The 25,588-nt window shown below is 71.5% G+C and carries 25 protein-coding genes; 14 read left to right on the top strand and 11 right to left on the bottom strand.

From position 1 onward, the window contains the following. Positions 1-78: 78 nt before the first annotated feature. The 3 genes from CO540_RS14225 (at position 79) to CO540_RS14215 (ending at position 1,890) form a co-directional block, all read left to right on the top strand. The gene (locus CO540_RS14225; protein WP_099162420.1) at positions 79-711 is read left to right on the top strand and encodes a hypothetical protein; all 633 of its coding nucleotides are present in this window, start codon (positions 79-81) and stop codon (positions 709-711) included. 108 nt (positions 712-819) lie between these two features. Beyond that, the gene (locus tag CO540_RS14220; protein ID WP_099162419.1) at positions 820-1,578 is read left to right on the top strand and encodes a MerR family transcriptional regulator; all 759 of its coding nucleotides are present in this window, start codon (positions 820-822) and stop codon (positions 1,576-1,578) included. A 27-nt stretch (positions 1,579-1,605) separates the two neighbouring features. Continuing rightward, positions 1,606-1,890, top strand: a complete 285-nt coding sequence (locus tag CO540_RS14215) for a putative quinol monooxygenase (protein WP_099164762.1) — start codon at positions 1,606-1,608, stop codon at positions 1,888-1,890. Between the two features lie 605 nt (positions 1,891-2,495). On the opposite strand, the gene CO540_RS14205 is transcribed toward CO540_RS14215, so the two are convergent. Next, positions 2,496-4,013 carry an SLC13 family permease gene (locus CO540_RS14205; RefSeq protein WP_099164761.1) on the bottom strand — a complete coding sequence of 506 codons (1,518 nt, stop codon included), beginning with the start codon at positions 4,011-4,013 and terminating at the stop codon, positions 2,496-2,498. 22 nt (positions 4,014-4,035) lie between these two features. Beyond that, a complete protein-coding gene (locus CO540_RS14200) occupies positions 4,036-5,577 on the bottom strand; it encodes a gluconokinase (RefSeq protein ID WP_099162418.1) in 1,542 nt (513 codons plus the stop codon). Between the two features lie 263 nt (positions 5,578-5,840). Between CO540_RS14200 and CO540_RS14195 the strand changes: the two genes are divergently transcribed. Both CO540_RS14195 and CO540_RS14190 read left to right on the top strand, forming a co-directional pair. Beyond that, the gene (locus CO540_RS14195; RefSeq protein ID WP_099162417.1) at positions 5,841-6,998 is read left to right on the top strand and encodes a hypothetical protein; all 1,158 of its coding nucleotides are present in this window, start codon (positions 5,841-5,843) and stop codon (positions 6,996-6,998) included. Between the two features lie 60 nt (positions 6,999-7,058). Continuing rightward, complete coding sequence (locus CO540_RS14190) at positions 7,059-8,306, top strand: aminoglycoside phosphotransferase family protein (RefSeq protein WP_099162416.1); 1,248 nt, start codon at positions 7,059-7,061, stop codon at positions 8,304-8,306. Here the strand turns inward: CO540_RS14190 and CO540_RS14185 are convergent. Continuing rightward, positions 8,303-9,163, bottom strand: a complete 861-nt coding sequence (locus tag CO540_RS14185; protein WP_099162415.1) for an AraC family transcriptional regulator — start codon at positions 9,161-9,163, stop codon at positions 8,303-8,305. The genes CO540_RS14190 and CO540_RS14185 overlap by 4 nt on opposite strands. A 128-nt stretch (positions 9,164-9,291) precedes the next feature. Between CO540_RS14185 and yidD the strand changes: the two genes are divergently transcribed. Further along, positions 9,292-9,666 carry a membrane protein insertion efficiency factor YidD gene (gene yidD, locus CO540_RS14180; RefSeq protein ID WP_253866738.1) on the top strand — a complete coding sequence of 125 codons (375 nt, stop codon included), beginning with the start codon at positions 9,292-9,294 and terminating at the stop codon, positions 9,664-9,666. A 5-nt stretch (positions 9,667-9,671) separates the two neighbouring features. Here yidD and CO540_RS14175 read toward each other — a convergent pair whose 3' ends face one another. Both CO540_RS14175 and CO540_RS14170 read right to left on the bottom strand, forming a co-directional pair. After that, positions 9,672-10,406, bottom strand: a complete 735-nt coding sequence (locus tag CO540_RS14175) for a YqjF family protein (RefSeq protein WP_099162413.1) — start codon at positions 10,404-10,406, stop codon at positions 9,672-9,674. A gap of 4 nt (positions 10,407-10,410) precedes the next feature. Then, positions 10,411-10,776: a VOC family protein gene (locus CO540_RS14170; protein WP_091581372.1), complete on the bottom strand. Its 366-nt coding sequence runs from the start codon at positions 10,774-10,776 to the stop codon at positions 10,411-10,413. A gap of 93 nt (positions 10,777-10,869) precedes the next feature. On the opposite strand from CO540_RS14170, the gene CO540_RS14165 reads away from it, so the two are divergent. Then, positions 10,870-11,613 carry an MBL fold metallo-hydrolase gene (locus CO540_RS14165; protein WP_099162412.1) on the top strand — a complete coding sequence of 248 codons (744 nt, stop codon included), beginning with the start codon at positions 10,870-10,872 and terminating at the stop codon, positions 11,611-11,613. Between the two features lie 9 nt (positions 11,614-11,622). On the opposite strand, the gene CO540_RS14160 is transcribed toward CO540_RS14165, so the two are convergent. Further along, entirely contained in the window at positions 11,623-12,651 is a 1,029-nt protein-coding gene (locus CO540_RS14160) for a hypothetical protein (protein ID WP_253866671.1), read from the bottom strand. A gap of 45 nt (positions 12,652-12,696) precedes the next feature. Here CO540_RS14160 and CO540_RS14155 point away from each other — a divergent pair, with 45 nt between their 5' ends. Beyond that, positions 12,697-14,856: an MMPL family transporter gene (locus CO540_RS14155; RefSeq protein WP_099162411.1), complete on the top strand. Its 2,160-nt coding sequence runs from the start codon at positions 12,697-12,699 to the stop codon at positions 14,854-14,856. A 7-nt stretch (positions 14,857-14,863) separates the two neighbouring features. Here CO540_RS14155 and CO540_RS14150 read toward each other — a convergent pair whose 3' ends face one another. Both CO540_RS14150 and CO540_RS14145 read right to left on the bottom strand, forming a co-directional pair. Further along, a complete protein-coding gene (locus tag CO540_RS14150; RefSeq protein ID WP_099162410.1) occupies positions 14,864-15,526 on the bottom strand; it encodes a response regulator transcription factor in 663 nt (220 codons plus the stop codon). Next, the gene (locus tag CO540_RS14145; RefSeq protein WP_099162409.1) at positions 15,523-16,674 is read right to left on the bottom strand and encodes a sensor histidine kinase; all 1,152 of its coding nucleotides are present in this window, start codon (positions 16,672-16,674) and stop codon (positions 15,523-15,525) included. The genes CO540_RS14150 and CO540_RS14145 overlap by 4 nt, the downstream gene beginning before the upstream one ends. Before the next feature lie 170 nt (positions 16,675-16,844). Between CO540_RS14145 and CO540_RS14140 the strand changes: the two genes are divergently transcribed. Together CO540_RS14140 and CO540_RS14135 are read left to right on the top strand one after the other, a co-directional pair. Next, positions 16,845-17,357 (top strand): DUF1772 domain-containing protein, encoded by a 513-nt coding sequence (locus tag CO540_RS14140; protein WP_099162408.1) that lies wholly within the window; start codon positions 16,845-16,847, stop codon positions 17,355-17,357. Continuing rightward, entirely contained in the window at positions 17,354-17,803 is a 450-nt protein-coding gene (locus CO540_RS14135) for a hypothetical protein (RefSeq protein WP_099162407.1), read from the top strand. The genes CO540_RS14140 and CO540_RS14135 overlap by 4 nt, the downstream gene beginning before the upstream one ends. 48 nt (positions 17,804-17,851) lie before the next feature. Here CO540_RS14135 and CO540_RS30925 read toward each other — a convergent pair whose 3' ends face one another. Both CO540_RS30925 and CO540_RS14130 read right to left on the bottom strand, forming a co-directional pair. Continuing rightward, a complete protein-coding gene (locus tag CO540_RS30925; RefSeq protein ID WP_253866670.1) occupies positions 17,852-18,484 on the bottom strand; it encodes a DUF3427 domain-containing protein in 633 nt (210 codons plus the stop codon). Next, positions 18,376-20,928, bottom strand: a complete 2,553-nt coding sequence (locus tag CO540_RS14130) for a DEAD/DEAH box helicase family protein (RefSeq protein ID WP_253866669.1) — start codon at positions 20,926-20,928, stop codon at positions 18,376-18,378. Before CO540_RS14130 ends, CO540_RS30925 begins: the two co-directional genes overlap by 109 nt. A gap of 198 nt (positions 20,929-21,126) precedes the next feature. Here CO540_RS14130 and CO540_RS14125 point away from each other — a divergent pair, with 198 nt between their 5' ends. Next, the gene (locus tag CO540_RS14125) at positions 21,127-23,346 is read left to right on the top strand and encodes an NACHT domain-containing NTPase (protein ID WP_157779130.1); all 2,220 of its coding nucleotides are present in this window, start codon (positions 21,127-21,129) and stop codon (positions 23,344-23,346) included. A 19-nt stretch (positions 23,347-23,365) separates the two neighbouring features. On the opposite strand, the gene CO540_RS14120 is transcribed toward CO540_RS14125, so the two are convergent. Next, entirely contained in the window at positions 23,366-24,622 is a 1,257-nt protein-coding gene (locus CO540_RS14120; protein ID WP_157779129.1) for a helix-turn-helix transcriptional regulator, read from the bottom strand. 254 nt (positions 24,623-24,876) lie between these two features. Here CO540_RS14120 and CO540_RS14115 point away from each other — a divergent pair, with 254 nt between their 5' ends. The 3 genes from CO540_RS14115 to CO540_RS14105 are packed head-to-tail and all read left to right on the top strand — an operon-like array spanning position 24,877 to position 25,584. Next, a complete protein-coding gene (locus CO540_RS14115) occupies positions 24,877-25,089 on the top strand; it encodes a hypothetical protein (RefSeq protein ID WP_099162404.1) in 213 nt (70 codons plus the stop codon). Next, entirely contained in the window at positions 25,086-25,328 is a 243-nt protein-coding gene (locus tag CO540_RS14110) for a DivIVA domain-containing protein (protein WP_099162403.1), read from the top strand. Before CO540_RS14115 ends, CO540_RS14110 begins: the two co-directional genes overlap by 4 nt. Continuing rightward, on the top strand, positions 25,321-25,584 hold the full coding sequence (locus tag CO540_RS14105) for a hypothetical protein (protein WP_099164759.1): 264 nt from the start codon (positions 25,321-25,323) through the stop codon (positions 25,582-25,584). Before CO540_RS14110 ends, CO540_RS14105 begins: the two co-directional genes overlap by 8 nt. Positions 25,585-25,588 lie beyond the last annotated feature (4 nt).

Here is a 25,588-nt window from a genome sequence, read left to right as displayed (position 1 = left end):
CCTGCTCCCGGCGTACCGGTCGCCGCCACGATGGTTCTCGTCAACCAACCGGCACACACCCCCACCCGGGAGCCAGAGATGAAGCGACGGACGCTCGACCTGTTGTTCAGCATCGGTGGGCTGGGCCTCGCGGTCCTGCTGCTCGTCGTCGGCGTCGTCCTGACGACGAACGCCAACTTCGCCAACAACTACGTGCACGACCAGCTCGCCGCGCAGCACATCAGCTTCACCCCGCAGGACAAGCTGTCCGACGAGGAGAAGAAGTCGGACTGCCTGCGCGAGTACGCCGGCCAGCAGCTCACCACCGGCAAGCAGGCCGAGTGCTACGCCAACGAGTACATCGGCCTGCACCTGACGTCGATCGCCGGCGGCAAGACGTACGCCGACCTCGGCGCGCCGCAGAGCGCGCTGCGCGAGCAGGTGGCGCAGGCCGAGCAGGCCAAGGCCGCCAACCTGGCCGACCTGCAGAAGCAGCTCGCCGAGGTGAGCGCCCAGCGGGACACCGTGTTCAAGGGCGAGACGCTGCGCGGCCTGCTGCTCACCTCGTACGGCTTCAGCGAGTTCGGCCGCAAGGCCGAGCAGGGCGCCCTGGCCATGTACCTCGGCGCGGCCCTGCTCCTGCTGCTCTCCGCCGCCGGCCTGCTGCACGCCCTGCGCACCCCGGCCAGCGCGACGTTCGCCGCCCCGGAGCACGAGAAGATCACCAACTGAGCCCGCACCCGCACACCGCCCCCGGCCGTTTCTGGTCGGGGGCGGACCATTGGGCTTGACCCTCACGTTGCGGGAGGCGGCAGCCTTGGTCGCGGAAGGGAGGGAACCATGGCGTACACGGTGGGTCAGGTGGCGCGGGCGGCCCGGGTGACGGTCCGGACGCTGCACCACTACGACGAGATCGGGTTGCTGCGGCCGAGCGGGCGCACATCGGCGGGCTACCGCCGCTACGACGACCGCGACCTGGACCGCCTGCAGCTCATCCGCTACTACCGCGAGCTGGGGTTCCCGCTGGACGAGATCGCCGCGATCCTGGACGACCCGACGGCCGACCCGGCGGCGCACCTGCGCCGGCAGCACGAGCTGCTGTCCGGGCGGATCGGCAAGCTCCAGGAGATGGTCGCGGCGATCGAACACGCGATGGAGGCGAGGAAGGTGGGGATCCAGTTGACCCCGGAGGAGCGGTTCGAGGTGTTCGGGGACTTCGACCCGGACGAGCACACCGAGGAGGTCGAACGGCGCTGGGGCGACACCGAGGCGTACCGGCAGTCGCAGGAGCGGGCCAGCCGCTACACGAAGGAGGACTGGCTGCGCAACAAGGAGGTGAACGAGGACTGGGGCAGGCGGTTCGCCGCGCTCATGGACTCGGGCGCGCCGGCCGACGGCCCGGAGGCGATGGCGCTGGCCGAGGAGCACCGCCAGCTCATCACCGAGTGGTGGTACGACTGCCCGCTGGAGCTGCACACCGGGCTGGCCGACATGTACGTGGCCGACCCCCGGTTCACGGAGTACTTCGAGGCGATCCGGCCCGGGATGGCCGCCTACCTGAACGAGGCGATCCACGCCAACGCGATCAGCCGGGCCTGAGCCGCCGGCGGTGGCACGATGACCGGCATGCTCATCGTCGCCGGCACCCTCTACGTCGATCCGGCCCGGCGGGACGCCTACCTGGCGTCCTGCGCGGAGGCCGTCCGCGCGGCCCGCGCCGCGCCCGGCTGCGTCGACTTCGCGGTCAGCGCCGACCTGGTCGAGCCGGGCCGGATCAACGTGTACGAGCGGTGGGAGTCCGACGAGCAGCTGCTCGTTTTCCGTGGCTCGGGGCCGGACGCGGAGCAGGTGACGGCGATCCTCGGCGCCGAGGTGCACAAGTTCCGCATCTCCGGCGTCGAGGCCCCCTGACCGGCTGTCGCACCACCCGCCCGGTCCCCGCCGCCCGGGTCCCCGCCGCCCGGGTCCCCATCGCCTCGGTCCCCGTCGCCTCGGTCCCCGTCGCCTGAAATCGCGACGGTCCGCCGCGGCACCCGTACGGCCCGGTTCCGGGGCGGTGTATGCCTCCTGTCTCCCTTTCGAGCTGAGTCGTTGGTGATATCACCGGCTACAGCCGCAGCCGGGCGTTCGATGGTCACCGCCGACCGGCGCGTGAGTCGTTCCCGATATCAGCTCTAAAGGGAGTCGCCGGAGGGATCGCCAGCCGCAGGCGCAGCCGCACGCACCCCGGGTAGGCCCCCGCGACCCGTAGCCGCGTCCGGCAGACCCGCGACGCGCGAGCCGCGAGCCGCGAGGCGCGAGCCGCGACGCGTGACCCACGACCCGCGACCCGCGAGCCGCGACGCGCGAGGTCGCGAGCCGCGACCCGCGAGCCGCAGCCGTGCATCCCGCGACCCGCAGCCGCGTCCGGCGGACCTCGCACCCCGCAGCGGCGACCGGCGACCGGCGCGTGAGTCGTTTCTGAGATCAGCTCCAAGGGAGTCGCGGGGAGGTGTCCGCCCGCCGCCGGTGGGCCGCTAGACGAAGACGTCGAGCAGGAGGACGCCGAGGAAACCGACCACCGAGATGATCGTCTCCATCACCGACCAGCTCTTGATGGTCTGCCCGACGGTCAACCCGAAGTACTCCTTGACCAGCCAGAAGCCGGCATCGTTGACGTGCGAGAAGAACAGCGACCCGCAGCCGATCGCCAACGCCAGCAGCGCCACCTCGGGCCCCTGGAGCGTGGCGGCCAGCGGCGCCACGATGCCGGCGGCGGTGATGGTGGCGACGGTGGCCGAGCCGGTGGCCACCCGGATGCCGACCGCGACCAGCCAGCCGAGCAGCAGCGGCGACAGGTTGGCGCCCTCGGCGGCGTCGGCGACGAGGTTGCCCACGCCGGCGTCGACCAGCACCTGCTTGAAGCCGCCGCCGGCGGCCACGATCAGCAGGATGCCGGCGATCGCCGGCAGCGAGCCGCCCAGGAAGCCGGAGACCTGGGTACGGCTGAACCCGGTCCGGTAGCCCAGGAAGATCATGGCGAAGATGACGCCGGCCAGCAGCGCGACGATCGGGGTGCCGATGATGTCCAGCGCCTTGCGGCCGGCGGTGCCCTCGTCGAGGGCCAGTTCGCCGATCGCCCGCAGCAGCATCAGCACCACGGGCAGCAGCACGGTGACCACGGCGGCCCAGAGCGCGGGCGCCCGGCGCGAACGCGGTCCGGCCGGCTCGTCGATCGACGCGCCGGGACGGCCGGCGCCCGGGTTGACCAGGTCGTCCGCGGTGACCAGGTCGCCGTCGGCGTCCAGCCGGCCGTCGCCGGGACGGGTGGGGCTGCGGTCGGCGGCGACCGCGACGTCGCGCCGGGTCGGCAGCAGCGCCTCCGGGGCGGTGGCCGGCACGTACCGGGCGATGATGTTGCCGAAGACCGGACCGGCGATGATCACCGTGGGGATCGCCACCAGCAGGCCCAGGGCGAGCGTCTGACCGAGGTTGGCGCCGAGCGCGTCGATCGCCACCAGCGGGCCGGGGTGCGGCGGCACCAGACCGTGCAGGACCGACAGGCCGGCCAGCGCCGGGATGCCGAGCTTCATCAGCGGCACGTCCACCCGGCGGGAGACCAGCAGCACGATCGGCACCAGCAGCACCACGCCGACCTCGAAGAAGAGTGGCAGGCCGATGAGCGCCGCCACGCCGGCCATCGCCCAGGGCAGCGCGCCGCCGGAGACCCGGCCGACCACCCGTTCGACGATGCTGTCCGCCCCGCCCGACTCGGCCAGCATGCCGCCGATCATCGCGCCGAGCGCGATCAGCAGGCCGACACCGCCGACGGTGGAGCCGACCCCGCCGCTGAACGAGGTGACGATCTTGTCGGCGGGTACGGCGGCGACCACGCCGAGCACCGCGGCGCCGAGGATCAGCGCCAGGAACGGGTGCACCTTGCCCCAGGCGATGAGCAGCACCACCGCGGCGATGCCCAGCAGGGCGGCGACGACGAGTTGGGTGTCACCGGCGTTCGTGAGTGGTTCCGCCGGTGCGGCGAGCAGTGAGACCACGGCGATCACGACCTTCGGTTGGTCATTGGGGAGGAGCGGTGGGTGATGGTTCCGGCGGCAGGCTCGGCGCCAGCCGCCGCAGCGACGCGAAGGTGGGCACGAGTGCGTCGTACAGCTCCGAGAAGAGCGGGAGCAGCGCCGCGTAGGTGGCGGCGGAGGCAGGATCCGGCCGGACCGTCTCCTCGATCCGGACCAGGTCGGCGGCTACCTCGATCGACTCGATCAGGCCGAGGGCCTGCATGCCGAGCAGGGCGGCGCCGAAGCCGGAGCCCTCGTGCCCGGCGGGGAAGCGCACCGGCATGCCGAGCGCGTCGGCGAGGATCTGCCGCCACAGCGGGCTGCGGGCGAAGCCGCCGCTGGCGCGGATCTCGCGTACCTCGTTGCCGGCCGCGCGGACCGACGAGAGGACCAGGGCAAGCTGCTGGCAGACCCCCTCCAGCGCGGCCCGGACCAGATGCGGCCGGCCGTGGCCGTGGGTCAGGCCCACGTACGCCCCGCGGGGCAGCGCGCTCCAGTGCGGCGCCCGCTCGCTGAGCAGGTACGGCAACATGATCAGACCGCCGGAGCCGACCGGGGCCCGGGCGGCCAGGTCGAGCAGTTCCTCCTCGGCGTGCTCGCCCAGTTCGGGGGCGAGCGCGTCGTTGGCCCACTGGAGCACGATGCCGCCGTTGTTGATCGCCCCGCCGACCACCCAGCGGTTCTCGGTGAGCGCGTAACAGAAGACGCCGCCGAGCGGGTCCACGCCGGGGCGTTCCACCATCACCCGCATCGCCCCGCTGGTGCCGATGGAGCAGGCCACCACACCCGGCTGCACCGCGCCGAGCCCGAGGTTCGCCAGCGGCCCGTCGCCGGCGCCGACCACCAGCGGGGTACCCGCGGGGAGGCCGGTGGCCCGGGCCGCCTCGGCGGTCAGGCCGGGCAGCACGTGCGTGGTGGGTACGAGCTGGGGGAGCTGCTCCTCGGTGATGCCGGCGACCCGCAACGCCTCGCTGTCCCAGGCCAGCCGGTGGATGTCCATCAGCCCGGTGGCCGAGGCGACCGAGTGGTCGGTGACCAGGGCCTCGGCGAGCCGACGCAGGACGAGGTCCTTGATGCCGACCCAGTGCGCGACCCGCTCGTGGAGTTTCGGCTCCTGCTCGGCGAACCACACCAGCTTGGGCAGCGGCGCCATCGGGTGCACCGGGGTGCCGGTGCGCCGGTGCAGCGCCAGCCCGGACGGCGCGGCCCGCAGTCGCTCGGCCTGCGCGCTGGCCCGGCTGTCGGCCCAGGTGATCGACGGGGTGAGCGGGTTGCCGTCGGCGTCCAGCCCGATCAGGCTGTGCATGGCGGTGCTGAACGACAGGCCGGCCACCGGCCGGTGCAGCTCGTCGACGACCGCGCGGATCGCCCCGAGCACCGCCTCGTAGATGAGGTCCGGGTCCTGCTCGGCCCAGCCCGGATGCGGCTCCTCCAGCGGGTAGCCGATCGAGTGGCTGGCCAGCTGGCGCCCGTCGGTGTCGAACGCGACCGCCTTGGTGCTGGTGGTGCCGATGTCCACGCCCACCACGACGGCCGGGTCGCCCACCGGTGCACCTCCTCGCCGCCGCAGGGCCGCTCGCCGCCCCGCCCTGCGGCTGACGTTACCGACGTGGCCACCACCGCGCATGGCGAAGCGCGGCCGGGAACCGGGTAGCGCGGAACGTGAATCGACGCAGGAGTTTCCGCCGATAGTGCCGGTCAATCAGCCGATCGGTCGAATTGGCGACTTTCGCGTGTCTTCGTACCCCTGCGCCGCCGTTGACATGAATGACACCCCGATTGGTGGGCTCGCGCGGCGGAGGAGTCGGCGTGGCGATGACTGATTCGACGGGTTCCACATGGCGTTACCGGTGGGCGCACCGGCAGAACGAGCGGCGGCAGCGCGTCTTCCGCGCCGCCGACGAGGCGTGGCGCCGCCGCGACGACGAGCTGCGGCGGCTGCGTACGCTCGCGGTGTCCTTCCACGGGTCGGTGCAGGCCGGCGCGGGCCTGCCGATGGAGCTGGACCCCGGCGAGGTGGTCTTCTGGACGCTGCCGGCCGCGCAACTGGTCGAGGTGCGGCACACCGCCGTACTGCCCGCCCCCGAGCTGACCGTCGACCCCGACCCGCCGCCGCTGCGCCCGCGCCGCCCCGAGGGGGTACGGGTGTCCGACGCCGGGCTGGCCGTGCTCACCAACCGGCGGCTGGTGCTGCTCGGCGGGCGGGGCCGGCGCGACTGGGCGTACGGAAGGATGACCGGGCTGTCCCACGACCCGGGCGCGCCGGTCACCCTGATCCAGGTGCTGGACCGGCGCCGTACCTCGGGGTTGCTGCTGCCCACCGGCGCGGTGGCCGACTTCCGGTTCAAGCTGACGCTGGCCTTCGCCGACGCGATCGAGCAGCGCGCCGCCGTCGTGGCCGAACTGGACGAACTGCTGGAGGAACACGCCACGCTGCGCCCGCTGCGTCCGGCCGTGCTCACCCCGGCCCAGGCCCGGATGTCCGCGCTGGTGCCCGGCGGCCGGCGGACCGTCGCGGTCGGCGCGGCGCTGGCGCTGATCGTGCCGGCGATGCTCTTCGAATCCAACCCGCCCACCCGGGCCGGCTCGGAACGGGCCGCCGCCGCCACCCCGGCGGCCACCGGCACGCCCGCGCCCCCGATGGTCGCCCCGGCCGTCCAGGTACGGCCCAGCACCAGCCCGACGCCGCGGCGTACCCGCCCGACGCCGTCCCGCACCGCCGTCCCGCAGCCCGCCGCCGAGCGGCGCTGCGGCGCCCCGGCGAACCCCTTCGGGTACGACTTCTGCGGCGGCGCACGGATCCGCAAGCCCGCCGCCGGGGTCTGCGACTGGTTCGCGTGCGCGCCCGGATTCTGGTCCGACCGGGGCTGGCTGGTGCAGTGCCGCGACGGCGCGATCAGCCGGACCGGCGGCCAGCGCGACGTCTGCGCCGGCCACCAGGGGCTGCGACGCACCGTCTGGAGCTGACGGGTCCGTCAGGCGGGTTATCGGGTCGCGCCCGGCGGTGTCGCCGGTTAGCGTCCGGCCGTGTCCCGCACCGTGACAGTGGTCCTGGTCGACGCCGCCGGGCGGTCGCTCGGCGCGCTGCCCCCGTTCGACGTGCCCGATCCGTGGTGGCAGCAGGTCGCCTCGATCGTCGAGGAGGCCCACCGCCGCCACGGCGTCGAGGTGGCCGTGCTGCGGCTGCTCGACGCCGACCGTCCGGCGCCGCCCGGCGGCCACGTCCGCTACCTCGCGCAGGTCGCCGACGTTCCTCCCGTACCCCTGGAACCGGTCGTCGTGGACCTCGCGCCGCACCCGCTGCGCATGCCGTGGGCGGAGGTCGGCGGCCCGGCCCGCAGCGTCGCCTGGGCCACCGAGGAGCTGCGGCGACTCGGCCGCCCGGTGACCGCCGTGGCCCAGCAGCGCACCTGGAACCTCTCCGCGATCTGGCGCCTGGACACCCCCACCGGCCCGGCCTGGCTCAAACAGCTCCCCCCGTTCGCCCGCCACGAACCCGCAGTCCTCCACTGGCTCCTCTCCACCCCCGACCGCACGGTTGATCAAGGAGTTCGCGTCGGCGTCGATCTCCGCCGTGACGCGAACTCCTTGATCGACGAGGCGGCGGGCGGGGTGCGGGTGCTCGCCGTCGGTGGGGAGGGGCGGGTGTTGGTGGGGCACGTGCCGGGGGAGGACCGGTACGGGGCCGGGGAGGGTGAGCGGATGGCGATCGCGGCCGGGCACCACGCGGTGCAGGTTCGGTCCGTGCGGGAGGTGGACCGGCTGGTTGCCGGCGGCGTACCCGATCTTCGGGGGTTGGGCCCGGGTCGGTGGATCCGGGGGCGGCTGGCCGGGCACGACGTCACCGCCGCCGGCCGCCTGCTCGACGGGCTCGACGACCGGCTCGCCCGGGTGCGCGACTGCGGGCTGCCCGACACGCTCGTGCACGGCGACCTGCACCCGGGCAACGTGCGCGGCGACGAGTCCCGGCGGGTCGTCATCGACTGGGCGGACGCGTTCGTCGGCCACCCCGCCTTCGACATCCTGCGCCTCACCGAGGACCTCGCCCCGGCCGCCGCCGACCGCCTCGTCGCCACGTGGGCCGACCGGTGGCGGGCCGACGCGCCCGGCAGCGACCCCCGCCGGGCCGTCGACCTGCTCCGGCCGGTCGCGCCGCTGCGGCTGGCCGCCGTGTACGCGATGTTCCTCGCCGGTATCGAACCGAGCGAACACCCCTACCACGTGCACGACGTGCCGGCCGCGTTGGCGCGAGCCGCCGCCGCGGCGCGACCCTAGGCCCGGCGTACCGGGATCCACAGCTCCGCGTCGGCGGTGCCGCCGCCCTCGGCGATCCGCACCCGGGAGATCTCCGGCCCGGGCCGGATCTCGTACGGGTTCGACGGGAACCACTGGGTGAACACGTCCCGCCACAGATACTGCAACGCCTGCGGGAACGCACCGGAGCTGCGGAAGACCGCCCAGTCGCCGGCCTCGACCGGCAGGCTGTCCAGGTCGTCCGGCACCTCCGCGCCGGTCACCACGCCGTGCCAGTAGTCCAGCTCGGCGCCCTCCTCCCGGGACCCGGCCAGGTCGTCGCTGACGTTGACGATCCCGTGCGGCTCCTGGTCGGAGAGGGCCTCGATCCGGCGTACGGTCGCCGGGTCGATGCCCTTGACGAACGCCACGATGTGCGGGTTCATCCCCTCGTGGACCAGCGGCACCCGGGCCTTCACCCCGACGAGCCGGAAGGCGTCCTTGGTCACGATTCGGTAGTCCATGCTGGTGCTCCCTTCGACGACGAGTCGGAAGGACATCCGCGGCTGGGACCGCAGCACCGCCCCGGTGCGCCGTGCCTCGGCCGGGCCGACGCCGTGCACCGAGCGGAACGCGCGGGCGAACGCCTCGTTCGAGCCGTAGCCCCAGCGCACCGCCACGTCGAGCAGCGACTCCCGGCCGGCGAGCACGTCGGCGCCGGCCAGGGTGAGCCGGCGGCGGCGCACGTACTCCGACAGCGGCACCCCGGCCAGCGCCGAGAACAGCCGCCGGAAGTGGTGCTCCGACACGCAGGCGATCCGGGCCAGCTCCGGCACGTCCAGCGGCTGGTCGAGCCGCTGTTCGAGGTGGTCCATGGCCTGATTGAGGCGGTCCAACACGCGGGTGCTCCTTCCTGGTTACGTCCTCGACGCTAGGGTGCCGGCCGCCCACCGACCCGATCCCGGCGGACCCGTTCCGGTCGGCCGCTCACCGGCTGGCGGCGGTGTCGCATCATGACCTCGTGATCATGCGGAAGCGACGCCACAAGAAAAAGAAGAAGGACCGGGACTGGTGCGACTGCGACTGCGACCTGCTCGACTGTGACGGTCCCGGCTGCTGCGACCTGGGCCTGTTCTCGACGCTGCTGACCCTCGGCTCGGTGACCGCCGGCGTGGTCCGGGCGCCCGCCGTGGACCGCGCCGGTCGGGCCGCCATCCTCGGCTACCGGCGGTGGCTCTCGCACCGCTGGCCGGGGACGTGCCGCTACACGCCGACGTGCAGCGCCTACGGGCTGGCGGCGGTGGAGCGCCACGGGCTGGCGGTGGGCGGTCGGATGGCCGCCGACCGGGTGCGCCGCTGCCGCCCCGACGTCCCGCACGGCACCCACGACCCGCTGCGCTGACCGGGTCAGGGGACCCGGGTGGGGCCGCCGAAGACGACCGGGACGCCGGGGGAGTGCAGGACGCTCACCGGCGGCCCGTCCGGCGCGGGCAGGCCGGCGGCGGTGACCAGCTCGTCGTCCAGGTGCAGCAGCTCGGCGCGGTGCAGCGGCCACCGGGGGTGCCAGTTCGGCAGGTGCCGGGTGGCGCCGTACGCCCGGGTGTGCAGGCCCCAGCGCGCGGTGAGGAAGTGCTCCAGCGGCGTCGGTTCGGGGATCGGAGCGCCGACACGGACGGTCATCGCGCTGGTCGCGCCGACCGGGCCCGGCCAGCGGCGGCGGCAGCGGTAGGTGAGCGTGTCGCCGGACCGCTCCAGCCGCATCGCCGACCACTTGTAGGGCAGGCGCAGGCTGATCTGGGCCACCAGCACCGGCACCAGCCGGGACGCGTCCAGCGAGCGGAACACGACCGCCCGCCGGCCCGCGCCGTCGACCGAGTAGAGCCGCACGTTCGTCTCCCAGAACGTGCCGAAGTAGGGGACGCCCGGCCCCCGACCGAGCCCCAACCCGACCATCCGGAAACCGATCAGCCCGACGTAGGTGAGCCCGTCGAGCGTGTCGGGTCGGGTGCCGGCCGGCAGCAGCGGCGCGACCCGCTCCGGCGCGACCGCCCAGTGCAGGAAGGTGAGATCGTGCCAGCGCTGGGCCAGCCAGGCCCGGCGGATGGCGCGGACGGGCGAGTGCTCGACCGGCTCGATCTCCACCGTCTCACTCCGGCCGGTGGCAGACCGCCTCGACGTTGTTGCCGTCCGGGTCGCGGACGAACGCGCCGTAGTAGGCCGCGTGGTATTCCGGCCACACCTTCGGCGCGTGCAGCACCTCGGCCCCGGCGGCCACCGCCGCGTCGTGGAACGCCCGCACGGCGGCCCGGTCGGGCGCGGTGAACGCGATGTGCACCGGCACCGGGGCGGCGTCGGCCGGCGCGGGCTCGACCCAGAAGTCGGGCGCGTCCACGCCGTAGCCGATCGGGCCCGGCTCCATGATCCGCCGCCCGCCCAGCGGGGCGAGCACCGCGTCGTAGAAGGCGCCGGCCGCCCCCAGGTCGCGCACCGCTACGGAGAAGTGGTCGAGCACGTCGCCTCCCTGCGATCGTCGATGACCGCCCCAGGCTACGAGCCGCCTGTGACATTGCACGCCGCACCGCCACGGCGGCGGTACCGTCGGGCGATGCGGCTCACAGTGCTCGGCGGGTGTGGGGTCTGGCCCGAGGCGGGTCAGGCGTGCAGCGGCTTCCTCGTGGAGGAGGCCGGATTCCGGCTGCTGCTCGACCTCGGCTACGCCACGCTGCCCCGGCTGCTGGCGCACGTCACCGCCGATCAGGTGGACGCCGTGTTCATCAGCCACGGGCACCCCGACCACTGCGCCGACCTGAACCCCTTCCTCCGGGCCCGCGCGCTGCGGGACGACCCGCCGCCGCCGGTACCGGTGTACGCGCTGCCCGGGGCGCTGGACGCGGTGCTGGCCCTCGACCGGCCGGGGATGCTCGACGCCGCGTACGTGCCGCACGAGTTCACCGCCGGGGACGCCCTCGACATCGGACCGTTCCGGGCCGAGACCCGCCTGCTGCCGCACTGGGTGCCCAACGCCGGCATCCGGCTCGACGCGGGCGGCCGGGTGCTCGCGTACACGGGGGACACCGGCCCGAGCCCCGACGTGGTGGCCCTGGCCCGGGACGCGGACCTCCTCGTCGCCGAGGCCACCTACCTGCGCGAGGTGCCGGAGGACTCGCGGGACCATCAGTCGAGCGCGCGCCAGGCCGGCCGGCAGGCCGAGGCCGCCGGCGCCCGGCGCCTGCTGCTGACGCATCTGCGGCCCGGGACCGACCACGCCGCCGCGCGTGCCGCGGCCGCCGAGGAGTACGCCGGTGAGATCGCCGTCGCCACCGCCGACCTGGTGGTGGACGTCGCCTGACCGGGGCGTCTACCGCTCCCGGCCGTCTCCACCGGCGGTCGCCCGGGCCCCCGCTGCGGCCCGCCGGCGCGCGGTCTCCCCGACGATCAGCAGGCCGGGCAGCGCGCCGACCAACCAGATCAGTCCGACCGGCCAGTGGATGAGCGAGCCCACCGCGCCCCGGATGTCCGGCACGTCACCCACCACGTAGGACGCCTCCGCGTCCGGGCTGCGGCAGTCCAGCGTCCACACCCCGGCGGCCGGCACCCGGACCGTGGCCACCCAGGCGTACGACGCGGCGTCGCCCCCGTAGTCGCCGGGCGGAACGGACACCGGCTCGGCGGCCCCACCGACGCCGTCGACCCGGCAGTCCGGGTCCGTCGACGCGAACCCCACCGAGAAGATCGCGTACGCCCCGGCGGCCGGCACCGTGAACCGTTCCGCCGACGTCGCGTACGGCCCGACCCCGCCGTACTCCGTGGGGGGTTGACCGACCGTGCTGCCCTCGGCGCCGAGCCGTACCGTGGTCTGTGCCAGCACGGCCCCGAGCAGCACCGCGAACCCGCCGACCAGATAGCCGCGCCGGGACGCCGGCCGGCCGGTGCGGGGTGGGCGCCCGCCGGTGGCGTACCCGAGCAGCGCCCCAACCACCGCGAGCGCCAGCCCGCCGAGCAGAGCCCGCCCCCAGCGGGCCTCGCCGGTCAGCGGCACCACCCAGCGGAAGAACGCCAGCGACCCGGCCAGAAGCGCCGCCGTGACCAGTGTGGACACGCCGCCGGTCAGCGCGAGGCCGGGGACGCCGCGCCGGCGGGGCCGCCCAGCGGCCAGCAGGGCGGCCAGGGCCGGTGACGCCAGCACCGGCCACCACAGCGCGGAGGACAGGGGCTGGTCCTCCTCCCACCGGTGCGTCCACTGGAACCACACCAGCGGGGCCGGCACGGTCGCCAGGAACCACGCCGCCAGGACTCCGGGAACGCGGGGGCGCTCGTTCATCCACCGATCCTCGACCAGCGGGAACATCGACGCCAGGCCGCGTGCCGTCCGAAAAGGATTGCTCACGGAGGGTAGGATCCTGCGCGAGGCAGTCGACACACGGGGGAAACGATGTTCGAGCGACTGGGCAGATTCGTCGTCGGCAAGGCCTGGTGGGTGATCGGCGGCTGGATCCTCGCCGCGATCGCGATCGTCGTCACCAGCCCGTCGCTGAGCGACATCACCTCCGCCGACCAGGAGAGCTTCCTGCCGCGCTCCTACGAGTCGGTGCAGGCCACCGAGCTGGCCACCAAGTCGTTCCCGCAGGCGGCGACCGCCACCGCCACCATCGTGGTCAAGCGGAGCGACGGCAAGCCGCTCACCCCGGCCGACGAGGCGCGCGTCGGGCAGCTCGCCCAGGCGCTCAAGGCCCGGAACATCCCGCAGACCTCCGGCTACCTCACCGGCCCGCAGGCCGTCGCGCCGGACAAGTCGGTGCAGATCATCTCCGTCGGCCTCGACGCCGACACCCCGGACGACCCGAAGCTGCTCGACGCCGTCCGCGACCTGCGCGCCGACCTCGGGCCGGACCTGGCCGGCAGCGGCCTGACCGCCGGCGTGGCCGGCGACGTGGCCAGCTTCGTCGACAACGAGGACACGTTCAACTCCGCGTTCGCGGTCGTCGGCGTCGCCACCATCATCCTCATCATCGGGCTGATCCTGATCATCTTCCGCAGCCCGATCGCCGCGCTGCTGCCCGTCGTGGTGATCAGCGTGGTCATGTCCGTCACCACCGGGCTGGTCGCCGCCGCCGGCAAGGCGTTCGACCTCAACGTCAGCCAGGACCTCCAGACCATCCTGCTGATCGTGCTGTTCGGCATCGGCACCGACTACATCCTGTTCCTGCTGTTCCGCTACCGCGAGCGACTGCGCGCCGGCGACGACAAGCGCACCGCGATGATCGTCACGGTGCAGCGGGTCGGCGAGGTCATCACCTCCGCCGCCGGCGCGGTCATCGTCGCGTTCCTGGTGCTGCTGCTCGCCTCGCTGGGCTTCTTCGGCTCGCTCGGCCCGGCGCTCGCCATCGCCGTCGCCGTCATGCTGGTCACCTCGCTGACCCTGATCCCGGCGCTGGTGTCGTTGCTCGGCCGGTGGGTTTTCTGGCCGTCGAAGGCGTGGCAGCGTACGCCGAAGGCAAGCCTGTCCCGACGGCTCGGCGCCGCCGTCGGCCGCCGGCCTGCCCTGGTGGCCGCGGCCTCCGGCGCGCTGCTGGTCGCACTCGCCGCCGGGGTGCTCGGCTACAAGGCCGACTACGACTTCAGCGCCGGCTTCCCGCAGGACACCGAGTCCGCGCGGGCCGCCAAGGACCTCCAGCGCGGCTTCGCCGCCGGGGCGCTCGCGCCCACCGAGGTCTACCTGACCACCGGCAACGGCACCCCGCTGACCGACCAGCAGGTCAACGACTTCGCCGCCGCCTCGGCGAACGCGCCCGGCGTCGCCCGGGTGCAGCCGCCGGAGCGCAGCGCCACCGACCCGGGCGTGGCCCGGATCAACCTGCTGCTCGACGAGAACCCGGTCTCCAACGAGGCGATCAGCCTGGTCCGCGACGACCTGCGCGACGACCTGCACGCCAAGGCCCCAGAGGGTACGAAGGCGCTGGTCGGCGGGCCGACCGCGATCTTCGCCGACATCAACTCGGCGAACAACCGCGACCTCTCGGTGATCCTGCCGGTGGCCGCCGGCCTGATCGCGCTCATCCTCGCGTTGCTGCTGCGCAGTCTCGTCGCACCGATCTACCTGGTGATCGCGGTGCTGCTCAACTTCGCCGCCACGCTGGGCGCGACCGTCTACGTGTTCCAGGGGCTCCAGGGCAACCCGGGCGTCACGTTCCAGTTGCCGATCATCCTCTACCTGTTCGTGGTGGCGATCGGCACCGACTACAACATCCTGATGATCGCCCGACTACGCGAGGAGGCCCGGGAGGGCCACGAACCCCACCAGGCCGCCGCGATCGGCGTGGAACACGCCGGCCCGACCGTCGCCGCGGCCGGGTTGATCCTGGCCGGCACGTTCGGGGTGTTGATGCTCGCGCCGATCTCGTTCCTCCAGCAGATGGGGTTCGCGGTGGCGATCGGGATCGTGCTGTCCGCGTTCGTGATGTCGATGTTCTTCGTGCCGGCGTTGACCGGGTTGATCGGGCACACGGCGTGGTGGCCGGGGCACGGGGACGAGCGGCGCAACGGCGGGGGCCGGCACGCGGAGCCGGAGTCGGTGGGCGAGGCGCAGGTCTGACCGGGCCTCACTGCTCGCCGGGACGGACCAGCCCGCTCTCGTACGCGATCACCACGAGCTGGGACCGGTCGCGGGCGTTCAGCTTCTGGAGCAGCCGGCTCACGTAGGTGCGGGCGGTGTCCGGGCTGAGGAACAGCACCTGCCCGATCTCGGTGTTCGACCGCCCCGCGCCAACCTGGGCGAGCACGTCCCGCTCCCGCGCGGTGAGCCCGGCCAGCCGCGCCGGGTCGGTCACCGGGGCGTGGGCCGCCGCGGTCAGCACCCGCCTGGTGACGGCCGGCGAGAGCAGCGCGTCGCCGCCCGCCACCACCCGGACGGCCTCCCGCAGCGCGTCGGGCGGGGTGTCCTTGAGCAGGAAGCCGGCCGCCCCGGCCCGGATCGCCTCGAACAGGTACTCGTCGTCGTCGAACGTGGTCAACATGACCACCCGCACGCCGGTGAGTTGCGGATCGGCGAGGATCCGCCGGGTTGCCTCCAGCCCGTCCCCGCCGGGCATCCGCACGTCCATGAGCACGACGTCGGGCCGCTGCTCCCGGACAACCGACAGCCCGGCACCACCGTCACCGGCCTCGCCCACCACCTCGATGTCGGCGGCGCGGTCGAGCAGCGCACGCAGGCCGGTGCGGACCAGGTGCTGGTCGTCGACGAGGACGACGCGGATCGCGGTCACGCGGTCACCCGCGCCAGCGGCAGGTGGACCGACACCCGGAAGCCGCCCGTCGCGGCGGTGCCGGTGTCGACGCTGCCGCCCAGCAGGGCGACCCGCTCCGCCATGCCGCGCAGCCCCTGGCCGTTCCGGCCCGTCGGCCCGGCGGACGGGCCGCCGCGACCGTCGTCCACCACCTCCAGCGCGAGCCGACCGGGTGTGGCGCGGACCGTGACGGTCACCCGGGTGGCCCCGGCGTGACGCAGCACGTTCGTCAGCGCCTCCTGCACGACCCGGTAGACCGTGCTGCCGACCACGGCGGGCAGCGCCTCGACCGGGCCGTCGACCCGCAGGTCGACCGCCAACCCGCCCCGACGCACGCCGTCGACGAGCGCCGGTAGCTGGGCGAACCCGGGCGCGGGCTCGTGCGGCCCGGGCTCGCGGCGCAGCGTGCCGAGCGTCGCCCGCAGCTCCGCCATCGCGCTGCCGCTCACCGAGTGGATGGCCGCCAGCGCGCCCTCCGCCTGCGCGGGATCCCGGTCGGTGAGGGCCTCTCGCGCCACCGCCGACTGCAACGTGATCACCGACATCGTGTGCCCCAACGTGTCGTGCACCTCCCGCGCGATGCGAAGCCGCTCCGCCTCCACCTGCCGGGCCGCCTCGCGGTGGCGCTCCTCGTCGGCCGCCATGGCCTGGCGGACCAACGCCGCCCGCAGCGACCGCCGGTTGCGTACCGCGTCTCCGAGGGCGATGACCGCGAGGGCCAACGCCGCCTCCGAGCCCAGCTCGGCCCCGACGACGACCGCGACGTCGTCGCCCTCGACCAGCCGGACCGCCACCGACACCGCCAGCAGCCCGCCGGCGACCAGAGCGGCCGGCGTGACCCGACCCCGCTCCGCGACCCGGTAGAGCACGGCGGCGGCCGGCGCGACCACCCCGACCGGCGGCAGGTCCAGCGCGTAGTAGAGGAGGATGCCCGCCGCCGTGGCCAGCAGCGCGGGCAGCGGCCAGCGGCGGGCGGCCAGCACCAGGCCCCCGAGCCCGACCGCCACGACGCAGGCGAGCACGGCGCGGGCCGGCGCGGTCCCCTCGGCCGCCACGGCCACCACGACCAGGGCGGGGGTGGCCGCCGCGAGCAGCGCGTCGGCGCGGGTGGGCGAGGTGTCGGGCACGCCTTCGAGCCTAGGTCCGCCCCGGCCCTCGGCGCTGTCGTCCGCAGGCGTCAGGGGCAACCCCGAGGTGTACGTCGACAGGCGATCCCCGGTCGCGCGGCGGCGCGGACGACGGCGGGCGAGCACCGACCTAGCGTCGATGACATCCCCACCTACGAGGAGAAACGCTCATGTCCCGTACCAAACTGACGTGGATCGCCCTGATCGTGATGGTCTGGGCGGCGATGATGTCGTTCGGCGGGGTCGCCGCCGAGACCGTCATGCTCTACCCGAACATCTTCAACGACCCGCCCGCGTCCCTGGAGCGGGCCCGGGGGTTCCTGGTCGACGGCGGCCCGCACGACTATTTCCCGCCGCTGGGCGCGTCGGTCGTGCTGAGCAGCGTCGCCGCGACGCTGCTCACCTGGCGCGACCGCCGGCTGCGCTGGTACGTGGCCGGCGCCACCGTCGTCTTCGTCGCCTGCGAGTTCCTGTTCTCCGCCGTCTTCTTCTGGCCGCGCAACGAGATCATGTTCGTGGACCCGGTGGGGACGCACTCGCCCGAGTACCTGCGGCAGGTGGCGGCCGAGTTCGTCGCGGGGCACTGGGTGCGCTTCGCCGGTGGCGCGGTGACCGCCGTGCTGGCGTTCGTCGCGCTCCTGCGCTTCGTCCGGTCGACGGCGCCGTCGGCGGTCGGGCGATGAGCGCCCGTCGTGCCCTCGGGTTCTCCTGGCCGGCTCTGGTCGGACTTGCCGCGCTGGCCGCGCCGCGGGTGGCGCTGCACGACCTGGACGTGATGCCGGAGGGCACGGTGTTGGCCGCGCTGCTGGCGTTGGGGCCGCCGCTGGTCTGGGTGGCCGTCGTGCTGTGGCGGCGACCACCGAGCCCGTTCCTGACGCTGGTGGTCGTGGGCGCGCTGTACGGGGTGTTCCTCGCGGTCGGTCACCAGGTGTTCTGGGATCCGTCGCTGGGGATGGACGCGCCGGGGCTGGCCAACATCTCACCGGGAGCGCGAGAAGTCCTGTTGCGGGCTTCGGCGGCCGTATCCAGTCTGGTCACCGGGACGATGGTCGGGGTCATCGCCGGCGGGGTGGCGGTGCTGCCGTGCCGTTGGAAGCGTCCGCCGGACCGCCGCCGGATTGCCGGCTGAATCGGGTGTTGCCTCTGCGATGCCTTTCAAGCTGAGTCGTTGGTGATATCAGGCGGCGATCGCCCGGGCGGCGGCGTACATGTCGGCGGGGAGGGGTTGCCGCAGTTCCCAGAGGACGCGCATCGGCCGATCGCCGCTGTGCTCCTGGTAGGTCATCGGTCCGGCATACAGGTAGGGCGGTGCGCCCAGGTCGCGGTCGGCAACCCGGGTCTCCCGCACGAACAGGTGCACCGTCGTCCCCCGCGCCACATGGTCGACATACCGCCGCCCGGTCGCCGACGTCGCCGCCGTCGTGCTCTGCGACTCCCACTGGAACAGCCGGTCGGTGATGGCCCGGTCGGCGTACATGGTGGTGGGGGAGTAGTGCTCCTCGGACTTCACGAGCGTGACGAAGAAGAGGTCCGCCTTCTCGTCCGGCAGCCACTTCACGCCCTCCCGCAGCGAGCCCGGGTTCGCCATGCCGAAGGCCGCGCACGCCTCGTTACGGCTGTAGCGGGCGTGCACCCGCAGCGGAACCCGCTCCGAAGCGGGTCGCTCGGTGACCCGGTGGATCCGATCGCGCAGCACCTCCGCTACCTGCCGTAGCTCCGCGCAGCGCGCCGGCTCGGCCCAGAGCCGCTTGAGCCGGGCGTCGCGTTCGGCCAGCGGCACCGACGGGCCCCACAGGCTGAAGTGCAGCATGTCGAGCAGCCGCCCGGCGGCGGGCTCCCGACCGGATGCCACCTGGCTGATGAGGTCCAGCCGATCGACGTCGTCGATGTGCAGCATCCGGCCGACAGCCCGTCCGAGGTCACGATCGTCCGGGCCCCCGGGGCCGCGTCGAGCCCGGCGAGACGCCGAAGCCCCGCCCAGCCGCCCACGGTCGCCGACCGGTACACGTCCTCGATCTCCAGCCCGGTCTCCCGCAGGAAGTCGGACAGGCTGACGTCACCGAGCTGCCGCAGCTCACCCACCAGCGCGTTCTTCGATGTCGGCAGCGCCGACCTCAGGTTGGCGAGCACGATGTCCTTCGCCACCCGGTCCAGCTCGATGTGGCAGCCGCTCGGCAGCGACGGGAAGTCCTCTCGGACGGCCGCCTCGACGGATCGCCGGCTCACCCCGGCCAGCGCTCGCCAGCGGAGGTCGAAGCGGAAGTTGGCGTGCTGGCCGCCGATGAAGTCGAGCACGGTCAGGCATGGCTTGTCGTCGTCCAACCGCAGCCCCCGGCCGAGCTGTTGCAGGAAGATCGTGGCGCTCTCGGTCGGCCGCAGCATGAGGATCGTGTCGACCATCGGCAGGTCGACACCCTCGTTGAACAGGTCGACAGTGAACAGCACCCGCAGCTCCCGCTTGCGGAACCGGTCGATCAACGTGTGCCGCTCACCCCGATCAAGCGTCGACGTCACCGCCGCCGCCGGCACGCCGTGTTGGGTGAACCAGTCGGCCATGAACTCGGCGTGCCCGATGCTGACGCAGAAGCCGAGCGCCCGCATCCGCCCCACGTCGGCGATCCGGTTGACCGCGTGCAGGATCAACCGCGCCCGCGCGTGGTTGCCGGTGTAGACGCCGTCCAGGTCGGCCTTGTCGTAGCCCTGCCCGCGCTTCCACCGCACCCGCGTCAGGTCCACCTCGTCGTGCAGCCCGAAATACTGGAACGGCGCCAGCAACTGCCGCTCCAACGCCTCCCACAGGTGCAGCTCCACCGACGCGCGGCCGTCGAACCACCGGCGCACGTCGCCGCCGTCGCTCCGGTCGGGCGTCGCGGTCAACCCCAGGAGTACGCGCGGCCGAAGCCGCTCCAACAGGCTCGTGTACGTCGGCGCCTCGGCGTGGTGGAACTCGTCGACGATCACCATGTCGTACGCCTCGGGGTTGATTTCCTGCCGGTGCAGCGACTGGATCGACGCGAAGACGTGCTTCCACCCGTCCGGTCGATCGCCGCCCACCAGGGTCTCGCCGAAGGTTCCATCACCCATCACCTGGCGGAACACGGATCGGCTCTGCCGGAGAATCTGTTCCTGGTGGGCGACGAAGAGCAGGGAGTCGACCTGCCCGGCCCGGCGGAGCCGGCGGTAGTCCAGCGCTGCCACCACCGTCTTGCCGGTGCCGGTCGCCATCACCACCAGGTTCCGCCACCGCCCGTGCACCAGCCGCTCGGCGTCGAGGTCGTTCAGGACCTCCTGCTGGTACGGGAACGGCCGGACGTCCAGGTTCGCGATCTCGGTCGGCGCCTCGTCGGTGCGCTCCCCGCGCAGCGCGACGCGTAGCCGCTCGGCATCCTTGGCCGGGTCGTACGTCTCGAACGCCGAGTCGTTCCAGTAGTCGGCGAACGTCGCCTCGAACGTGTCGATGACGTGCGGCTGCTCCAGGTTGGAGATCCGTACGTTCCACTCCACGCCGTCGACCAGCGCGGCCTTCGAGAGGTTGGACGAGCCGACGTACGCGGTGGTGGTGCCGTTGTCGCGCCGGAACAGCCACGCCTTGGCGTGCAGGCGGGTGGTCCGCGTCTCGTAGGAGACCTTGATGTCCGCGCCCAGCTCGGCGAGCCGGTCCAGGGCCCGCTGGTCGGTGGCGCCCATGTACGTGGTGGTGATGACACGCACCTGACCGCCCCGGCCGATCAGCTCCGTGATGGCCGGCTCGATGATGCGCAGGCCGTGCCACTTGATGAACGCGCAGAGCAGGTCGACCGCGTCCGCCGACGCCATCTCGTGGCTGACCTCGTGCCCGATCCGCGGCTGGTGCCGCCCGTTGACCAGGAGCGCTCCGGTGGAGAGCGGCGTGGAGGGGCGGACCGGGAACACCGGTGCGGCCGGCGGGGTGGGCGGGGCCGCGATGGCATGGAGTAGGCGCTGGGCGTCTGTCACCTGGTCGTCGGTGGTGACAGCGCGCGGCTCGGCCTGGGCGATGTGCGCGGCGATCCGGTTCGCAAGGTCGACCTGCCGGGCGACCTTGTTCTCCCCGCCGCCAACCGCCAGCAGCGCCCGCCGCGCGAGGGCAGCGATATGGCGGGCCAGTACGTCGTGCGAGTCGGCCGAGTCAAGCCCTTCGTCCCGGACAAGTGTGTCAACGACCTTCTGGAGGCGCGTTGCCAGCCCATGAGTGACGAGGTGTTCGTAGATTCCAGGCCTCAGGTCCATCGCCATCAGACTAGCGAGAGGCTTAAAGTGCCAACGGCACAGCACCAAGACGATATTGGTGAGCGTCAGAAATCCGACAAGTCGAAGTGTCATTCATCGCAGAAGGGGCATATCGTGCCCGTTGCCCTATTCGAATGGATGGCCAATGGCTAACATGAGAGTCTTGCGCATCTGCACTTTGATGCGATCAATGATGGGAGCACGTTGGCATCCAATCTTGAGCTGGCCGCAGCGCGCGCCTTGTCCCGCGCATTGAGCGCGCTTGCGAGAAGAGCACTGGCCGCCCGGCGAGCCGAAAAGGTTCGGGAGTCATCAAGGGCGACGATCTCGGTGAAGCTCTCCTCGGAATTGCTAGAGGAGCTTAACGAGGGGCAGATTGCCGGCCTGCAGCGTTACCTATCATCGCCCGACTTTGACGAAGTCGCTTTGCATGTGACGTTGGCTGAGCTGCTACCAAACCAAAACCCAGACGAAGTGCATTCGGCCGTACGTAGCGAGATTATCGAAGGTCTGCGGCATTTCGTTCCGCTAAGCGGGGCTCAAAGGCCGGGGATCGCGGACTTATTGGAAGGCTCACTCGTGGCTGCCGTATCGAAGCAGTCTGGGCGAGCCTCAAGGGCTCTCGTGGACGCAGCATCTGCCGCTGGCGTGGCGCATCTGGCTTCAATTGCAGCCCGCAAGAGTGAACTCTTGGCCAGGGTGAACGACCTCAGCGCTTTTCATGATTTTGCCAGGTCCTTGAGAGGGCAAGTTGCCGAGATGCACGGAGAGCTCCAACTTCCCCATCTCGGTAATCGCAAGACTGTTCCGTATGACCAGCTCTACGTTGATCCTCCCCTGGAACCCCAAGATGTAGGCTTTGGGCAGAGATCTCTACCTGAGTTGCTCGCGATGACTCAGCGATTGGTCGTTCTAGGGAATCCGGGTGCGGGAAAGTCAACGATGGCCACGAAACTTGCGTACGATGTGGCCTCTGAAAAGTGCGGATTCGGCAGCGAGCTTGTGCCGTTCTTAGTGCTCCTCAGGAATCATGCAACCGGGTTTAGCTCAGGCGGTCGCACGTTAATTGATTACCTCAAGAGCTCCGCTGCTGACCCGCATAATATCGAACCCCCTCCCGATGCGGTTGAGTATCTAGTTACTGTTGGCCGAGCCGTCGTCATCCTCGATGGGCTTGACGAACTCATCGACGCGGACCTTCGTCGCCGCGTAGTTAAACTCGTTGAAGGTTTCGCCAGCGCGTACCCGATGGTCACCATCCTTGTGACTGCGCGGGTAGTCGGATACGACGATGCCCCTTTTGGTTCTCGTCAATTCTCGCACGCTCGCGTCTCTGACTTCGACGAGGAGCGCGTGGTGCAGTATGTGCAGAAGTGGTTTGCGCTGGACGAGCAGTCGCCTAGCGGGCAACGACAGAGGCTGACTGAGAGCTTTCTTCGAGAGAGCTCAAGCGTGCCTGACCTCAGGCGGAACCCCCTGCTCTTGTCGCTGCTGTGCGGGATGTACTCCTCTGAAGGGTATATTCCTCAGAATATGGTTGAAGCGTATGAGCATTGTGCGCTCCTCCTGTTTAGATCTTGGGACAACATTCGAGGAATCAAGGGTTCACCCGAGTTTCATACTCGAATTCGAGGAGCGGTCCAATATCTCGCCTTCGAGCAGCTGGGAGGGGCTTCAAACTTTGGATCAAATGGCGTGATGACTCGTCGGCGAGTGGTTGCATCTATTGCCACGTATCTTACGGCTAAGCACTTTGAACATGACGATGCGATCCATACAGCGGAGGAATTTCTCGATTTTTGCACCGGTCGCGCCTGGATACTCTCAGACGTAGATGTGATTCATGGCGAGCCTGCCTACGGCTTCACTCACCGTACATTCCTCGAGTATTTTGCTGCTGAGTATATTGTAAGGACTAGGGGAAGTTTTGGCGAGCTCCACTCGTTTCTCCGAGATCGAATTCCAGGAGGACGGTTTCATGTAGTTGGGCAGATCGTACTGCAGCTCTTCGATAGAAAGACTGACGACGGGGCTGACGAATTAATACGGATGTTGGTTGATCATATTCCTAGTGGTCAACCCAGCGACGCGGACGTCTTAGCATTCGCTTGCCGGGCGCTTTCCCATGTCATGCTCTCGCCCCTAACCGTCCAGATTATTGTCCGCAAAGCAATCCTTCTTGAAGACCGTGCGCCGGCGTCTCGAGCCGGATCAGCAGTTGGATCGGTCGGGAGGGGAGGTGTGACTCGAACCTTGTTGGAATCGGCTATGGATTCTGTCATTCGCGACAGAATGCCGGCCAATGCGCGGCATATCGATTCTGCGGTGAAGGCCGTTCTCTCTGAATTCGACACCTCTGACGGGCTTCCTGCGTACATCGCTCGGCATATTGCACATAAAGATCATGTGCTAGAGCAAGCCTGAGCAGGATGGAGCTCGACCTCTAGGCTAAGAGGCCGGCTCGCTGCGCCAGCGGGCGCAGCCCTGGTGTGGCCGCCCGCCTTTCCCTGGTCATGAGGTCGAGCAGGACTGCGCGTGCTTGAACGTTGGCGTACACCGCTTCTGCGGCCACCCGCTCGGCTTCGAGGAGGTGCAGCACGGCGGTGGGCCTGTCCGTGGACGACATGAACGCCGCTGCGGCCAGGTCGATGTGCACCTGAGCGCGTCGACCCACGATGACAGCGGGCAGCCGTGAGGTGTCGAGGCGCGACCCAACTTCCAGGGCTTGGTCAGCCTTGCGTGCGTGGACGGCGGCAGAAACCGAGTGGATGGCGACGTTTGTTGGGCCGAAAGCGGTCCACAACCGGTTCTGCTCCGCGCCGAGGTCTGCCGCTAACTGCTCCGCGCGGGACAGGAGTTGGGCGGACTCCTTGGTGTTGCCCTGTCCGGCGGAAATCACGGCGGCGAGGAGGAGTAGAGCGCCGTGAGCGGAGAGCAGATCGGGGCTGGCTGTCGAACCACGTGCGGCGAGGTGGTCGATGCTGCTGCGGGTGATCTCTTCCGCTTCGGTGGCTCGGGCTGGCATCCGCAGGACGCCGCACGCGGCTTGGTACGCCGCGATCGCGACGAGGGCTTCGTCGTCGCCGATCCTCGCGGCGGTCGCGGCACGGTCGGCGCTGAGGAGGGCGGTTTCTCCGTCGCCGAACTTGGCGGCAAGTTTGGCTGCCGCGAGATAGGCGGCGGCGAGAAGCCGGAAGGCGTCTCTCCGGTCCGGCCCTGTCGGGCGGTTGGACAGCTCAGTCGCCTGACGCAGCACGTCGGGTATCAGGCGGGCGGCGGATGTGTAGCTCGCTCGCTGGTAGAGATCGTGGATGCGTCGGACAGAGCGTCGAAGGTGGGCCAGGGATTGGACTGGCCGGGTCGGCGGCGTGAGGTAGTCGGTCAGGAAGCCCCGCAAGTCGCTGAGAGGCTCCGGCCGGGCAGCGGCGATGCTGCTGGCTTCGTGGTCCTGATTGCTGTTTGCCATGGCTTGTCCTCGGCGCTTGGCCACTGACACGTCGGCGAGCATGTCGTCGACCTGTTCGAGCGTAACGCCTAACGCGAAGGCGATCCGGGTTCTGTGCCAGGGATGTGGGTCCGTCTCGGCGTTCTCCCACCGCACCACGGTAGACCGCTCCACACCCACGATGTCAGCGAGACGTTCCTGGCTGAACCCGAGAGCTTTCCGCCGTTGACAGAGCCGCTGCCGCTTCAGGGCCACGCTCGGGCCTCCCTCCGTTCCGTCGTCAATGTAGTCACCCTGCGTGGAACTCGTGGGGCGTCGGATGCCTCATTTCTGCGCCATACGAGCTCCTCCAACGCTGTGGTTCGTCGTTCCCGCTTATCCGAGGCTGGTCACATGGCCCGGGGCGGGTGCTGGGCTCCGGCGGTGCCGCGTCCCCCGATCGCGGCTGCCCACCGACCCCGCCCGCCCCGGCGCCACTCCACGACACCCGACCCCGGAGGCGCCCACCGATGTCCGCCGACTTTCCCGTTCCCACCCCGGTCACCGACGACGACCTTCTCGTCGCCGCGCTCGCCGTGCGCGTCCACGTTCCGGAGCGCTGGCCGCAGGGTCCGCTGTGCCGCAGCGAGCGCGTCCCGTACCCCTGCGGGCTGGCGCGGTGGGGGAGGGCGACGCTCGCCGCGGCCGGCGTGCCCGACGAGGCCGTGGGGGTGGCCTGGTGATCTGGGTGACCGGGGAGCGGGTGCGGGCCTGGCAGGTACGCGCGGCCGTCTTCGACACGCGCTGGCGGGGGTTCGACCGGGCGCAGGTGCACGACTACCTGTTGCGGGTGGCCGACGAGATGGACCGGCTCGACCGGGAGCTGACCACCGCGCGCACCGAGTCGGAGCGGGTCCGGCAGGCGCTGCGCCAGTGGCAGTCCCGCCACCACGGGTGCCGGCGGCGTGGCCACGATGACTGAGCCGCGCTGGATCATCCATCTGCCCACCACGCTGACCAGCCGGGACGCCGCCACCGAGCTGGCCGCCGCGCTCGCCCGGTCGCTCGGGCACCTGGACGCGGTCGACTTCGGCGAGACCACGCTCAGCGAGGAGGACGCCCAGCACCTGCGCCACCGGGTCTGGTGTGACGTGCGGCTGCCCGACGGTGGGCGCTGCCCGCTACCGGACGGTCACGCCGGGTCGTGTGGGGCAACGGAGCTGCGCGGACACCGGTAGCGTC

It is taken from the genome of Micromonospora sp. WMMA2032 (assembly GCF_002688545.1).
In the GTDB taxonomy this organism is placed as follows: domain Bacteria; phylum Actinomycetota; class Actinomycetes; order Mycobacteriales; family Micromonosporaceae; genus Micromonospora; species Micromonospora sediminicola.
This window is presented reverse-complemented; position numbering and strand designations above follow the sequence as displayed.

Coding starts and splice junctions, on each gene's coding strand:
- CO540_RS14225 (WP_099162420.1), top strand. CDS start 79: ATGAAGCGACGGACGCTCGACCTGTTGTTCAGCATCGGTGGGCTGGGC.
- yidD (WP_253866738.1), top strand. CDS start 9,292: ATGCGGAAGCGACGCCACAAGAAAAAGAAGAAGGACCGGGACTGGTGC.
- CO540_RS14220 (WP_099162419.1), top strand. CDS start 820: ATGGCGTACACGGTGGGTCAGGTGGCGCGGGCGGCCCGGGTGACGGTC.
- CO540_RS14155 (WP_099162411.1), top strand. CDS start 12,697: ATGTTCGAGCGACTGGGCAGATTCGTCGTCGGCAAGGCCTGGTGGGTG.
- CO540_RS14135 (WP_099162407.1), top strand. CDS start 17,354: ATGAGCGCCCGTCGTGCCCTCGGGTTCTCCTGGCCGGCTCTGGTCGGA.
- CO540_RS14130 (WP_253866669.1), bottom strand. CDS start 20,928: ATGGCGATGGACCTGAGGCCTGGAATCTACGAACACCTCGTCACTCAT.
- CO540_RS14105 (WP_099164759.1), top strand. CDS start 25,321: ATGACTGAGCCGCGCTGGATCATCCATCTGCCCACCACGCTGACCAGC.
- CO540_RS14115 (WP_099162404.1), top strand. CDS start 24,877: ATGTCCGCCGACTTTCCCGTTCCCACCCCGGTCACCGACGACGACCTT.
- CO540_RS14165 (WP_099162412.1), top strand. CDS start 10,870: ATGCGGCTCACAGTGCTCGGCGGGTGTGGGGTCTGGCCCGAGGCGGGT.
- CO540_RS14215 (WP_099164762.1), top strand. CDS start 1,606: ATGCTCATCGTCGCCGGCACCCTCTACGTCGATCCGGCCCGGCGGGAC.
- CO540_RS14140 (WP_099162408.1), top strand. CDS start 16,845: ATGTCCCGTACCAAACTGACGTGGATCGCCCTGATCGTGATGGTCTGG.
- CO540_RS30925 (WP_253866670.1), bottom strand. CDS start 18,484: ATGCTGCACTTCAGCCTGTGGGGCCCGTCGGTGCCGCTGGCCGAACGC.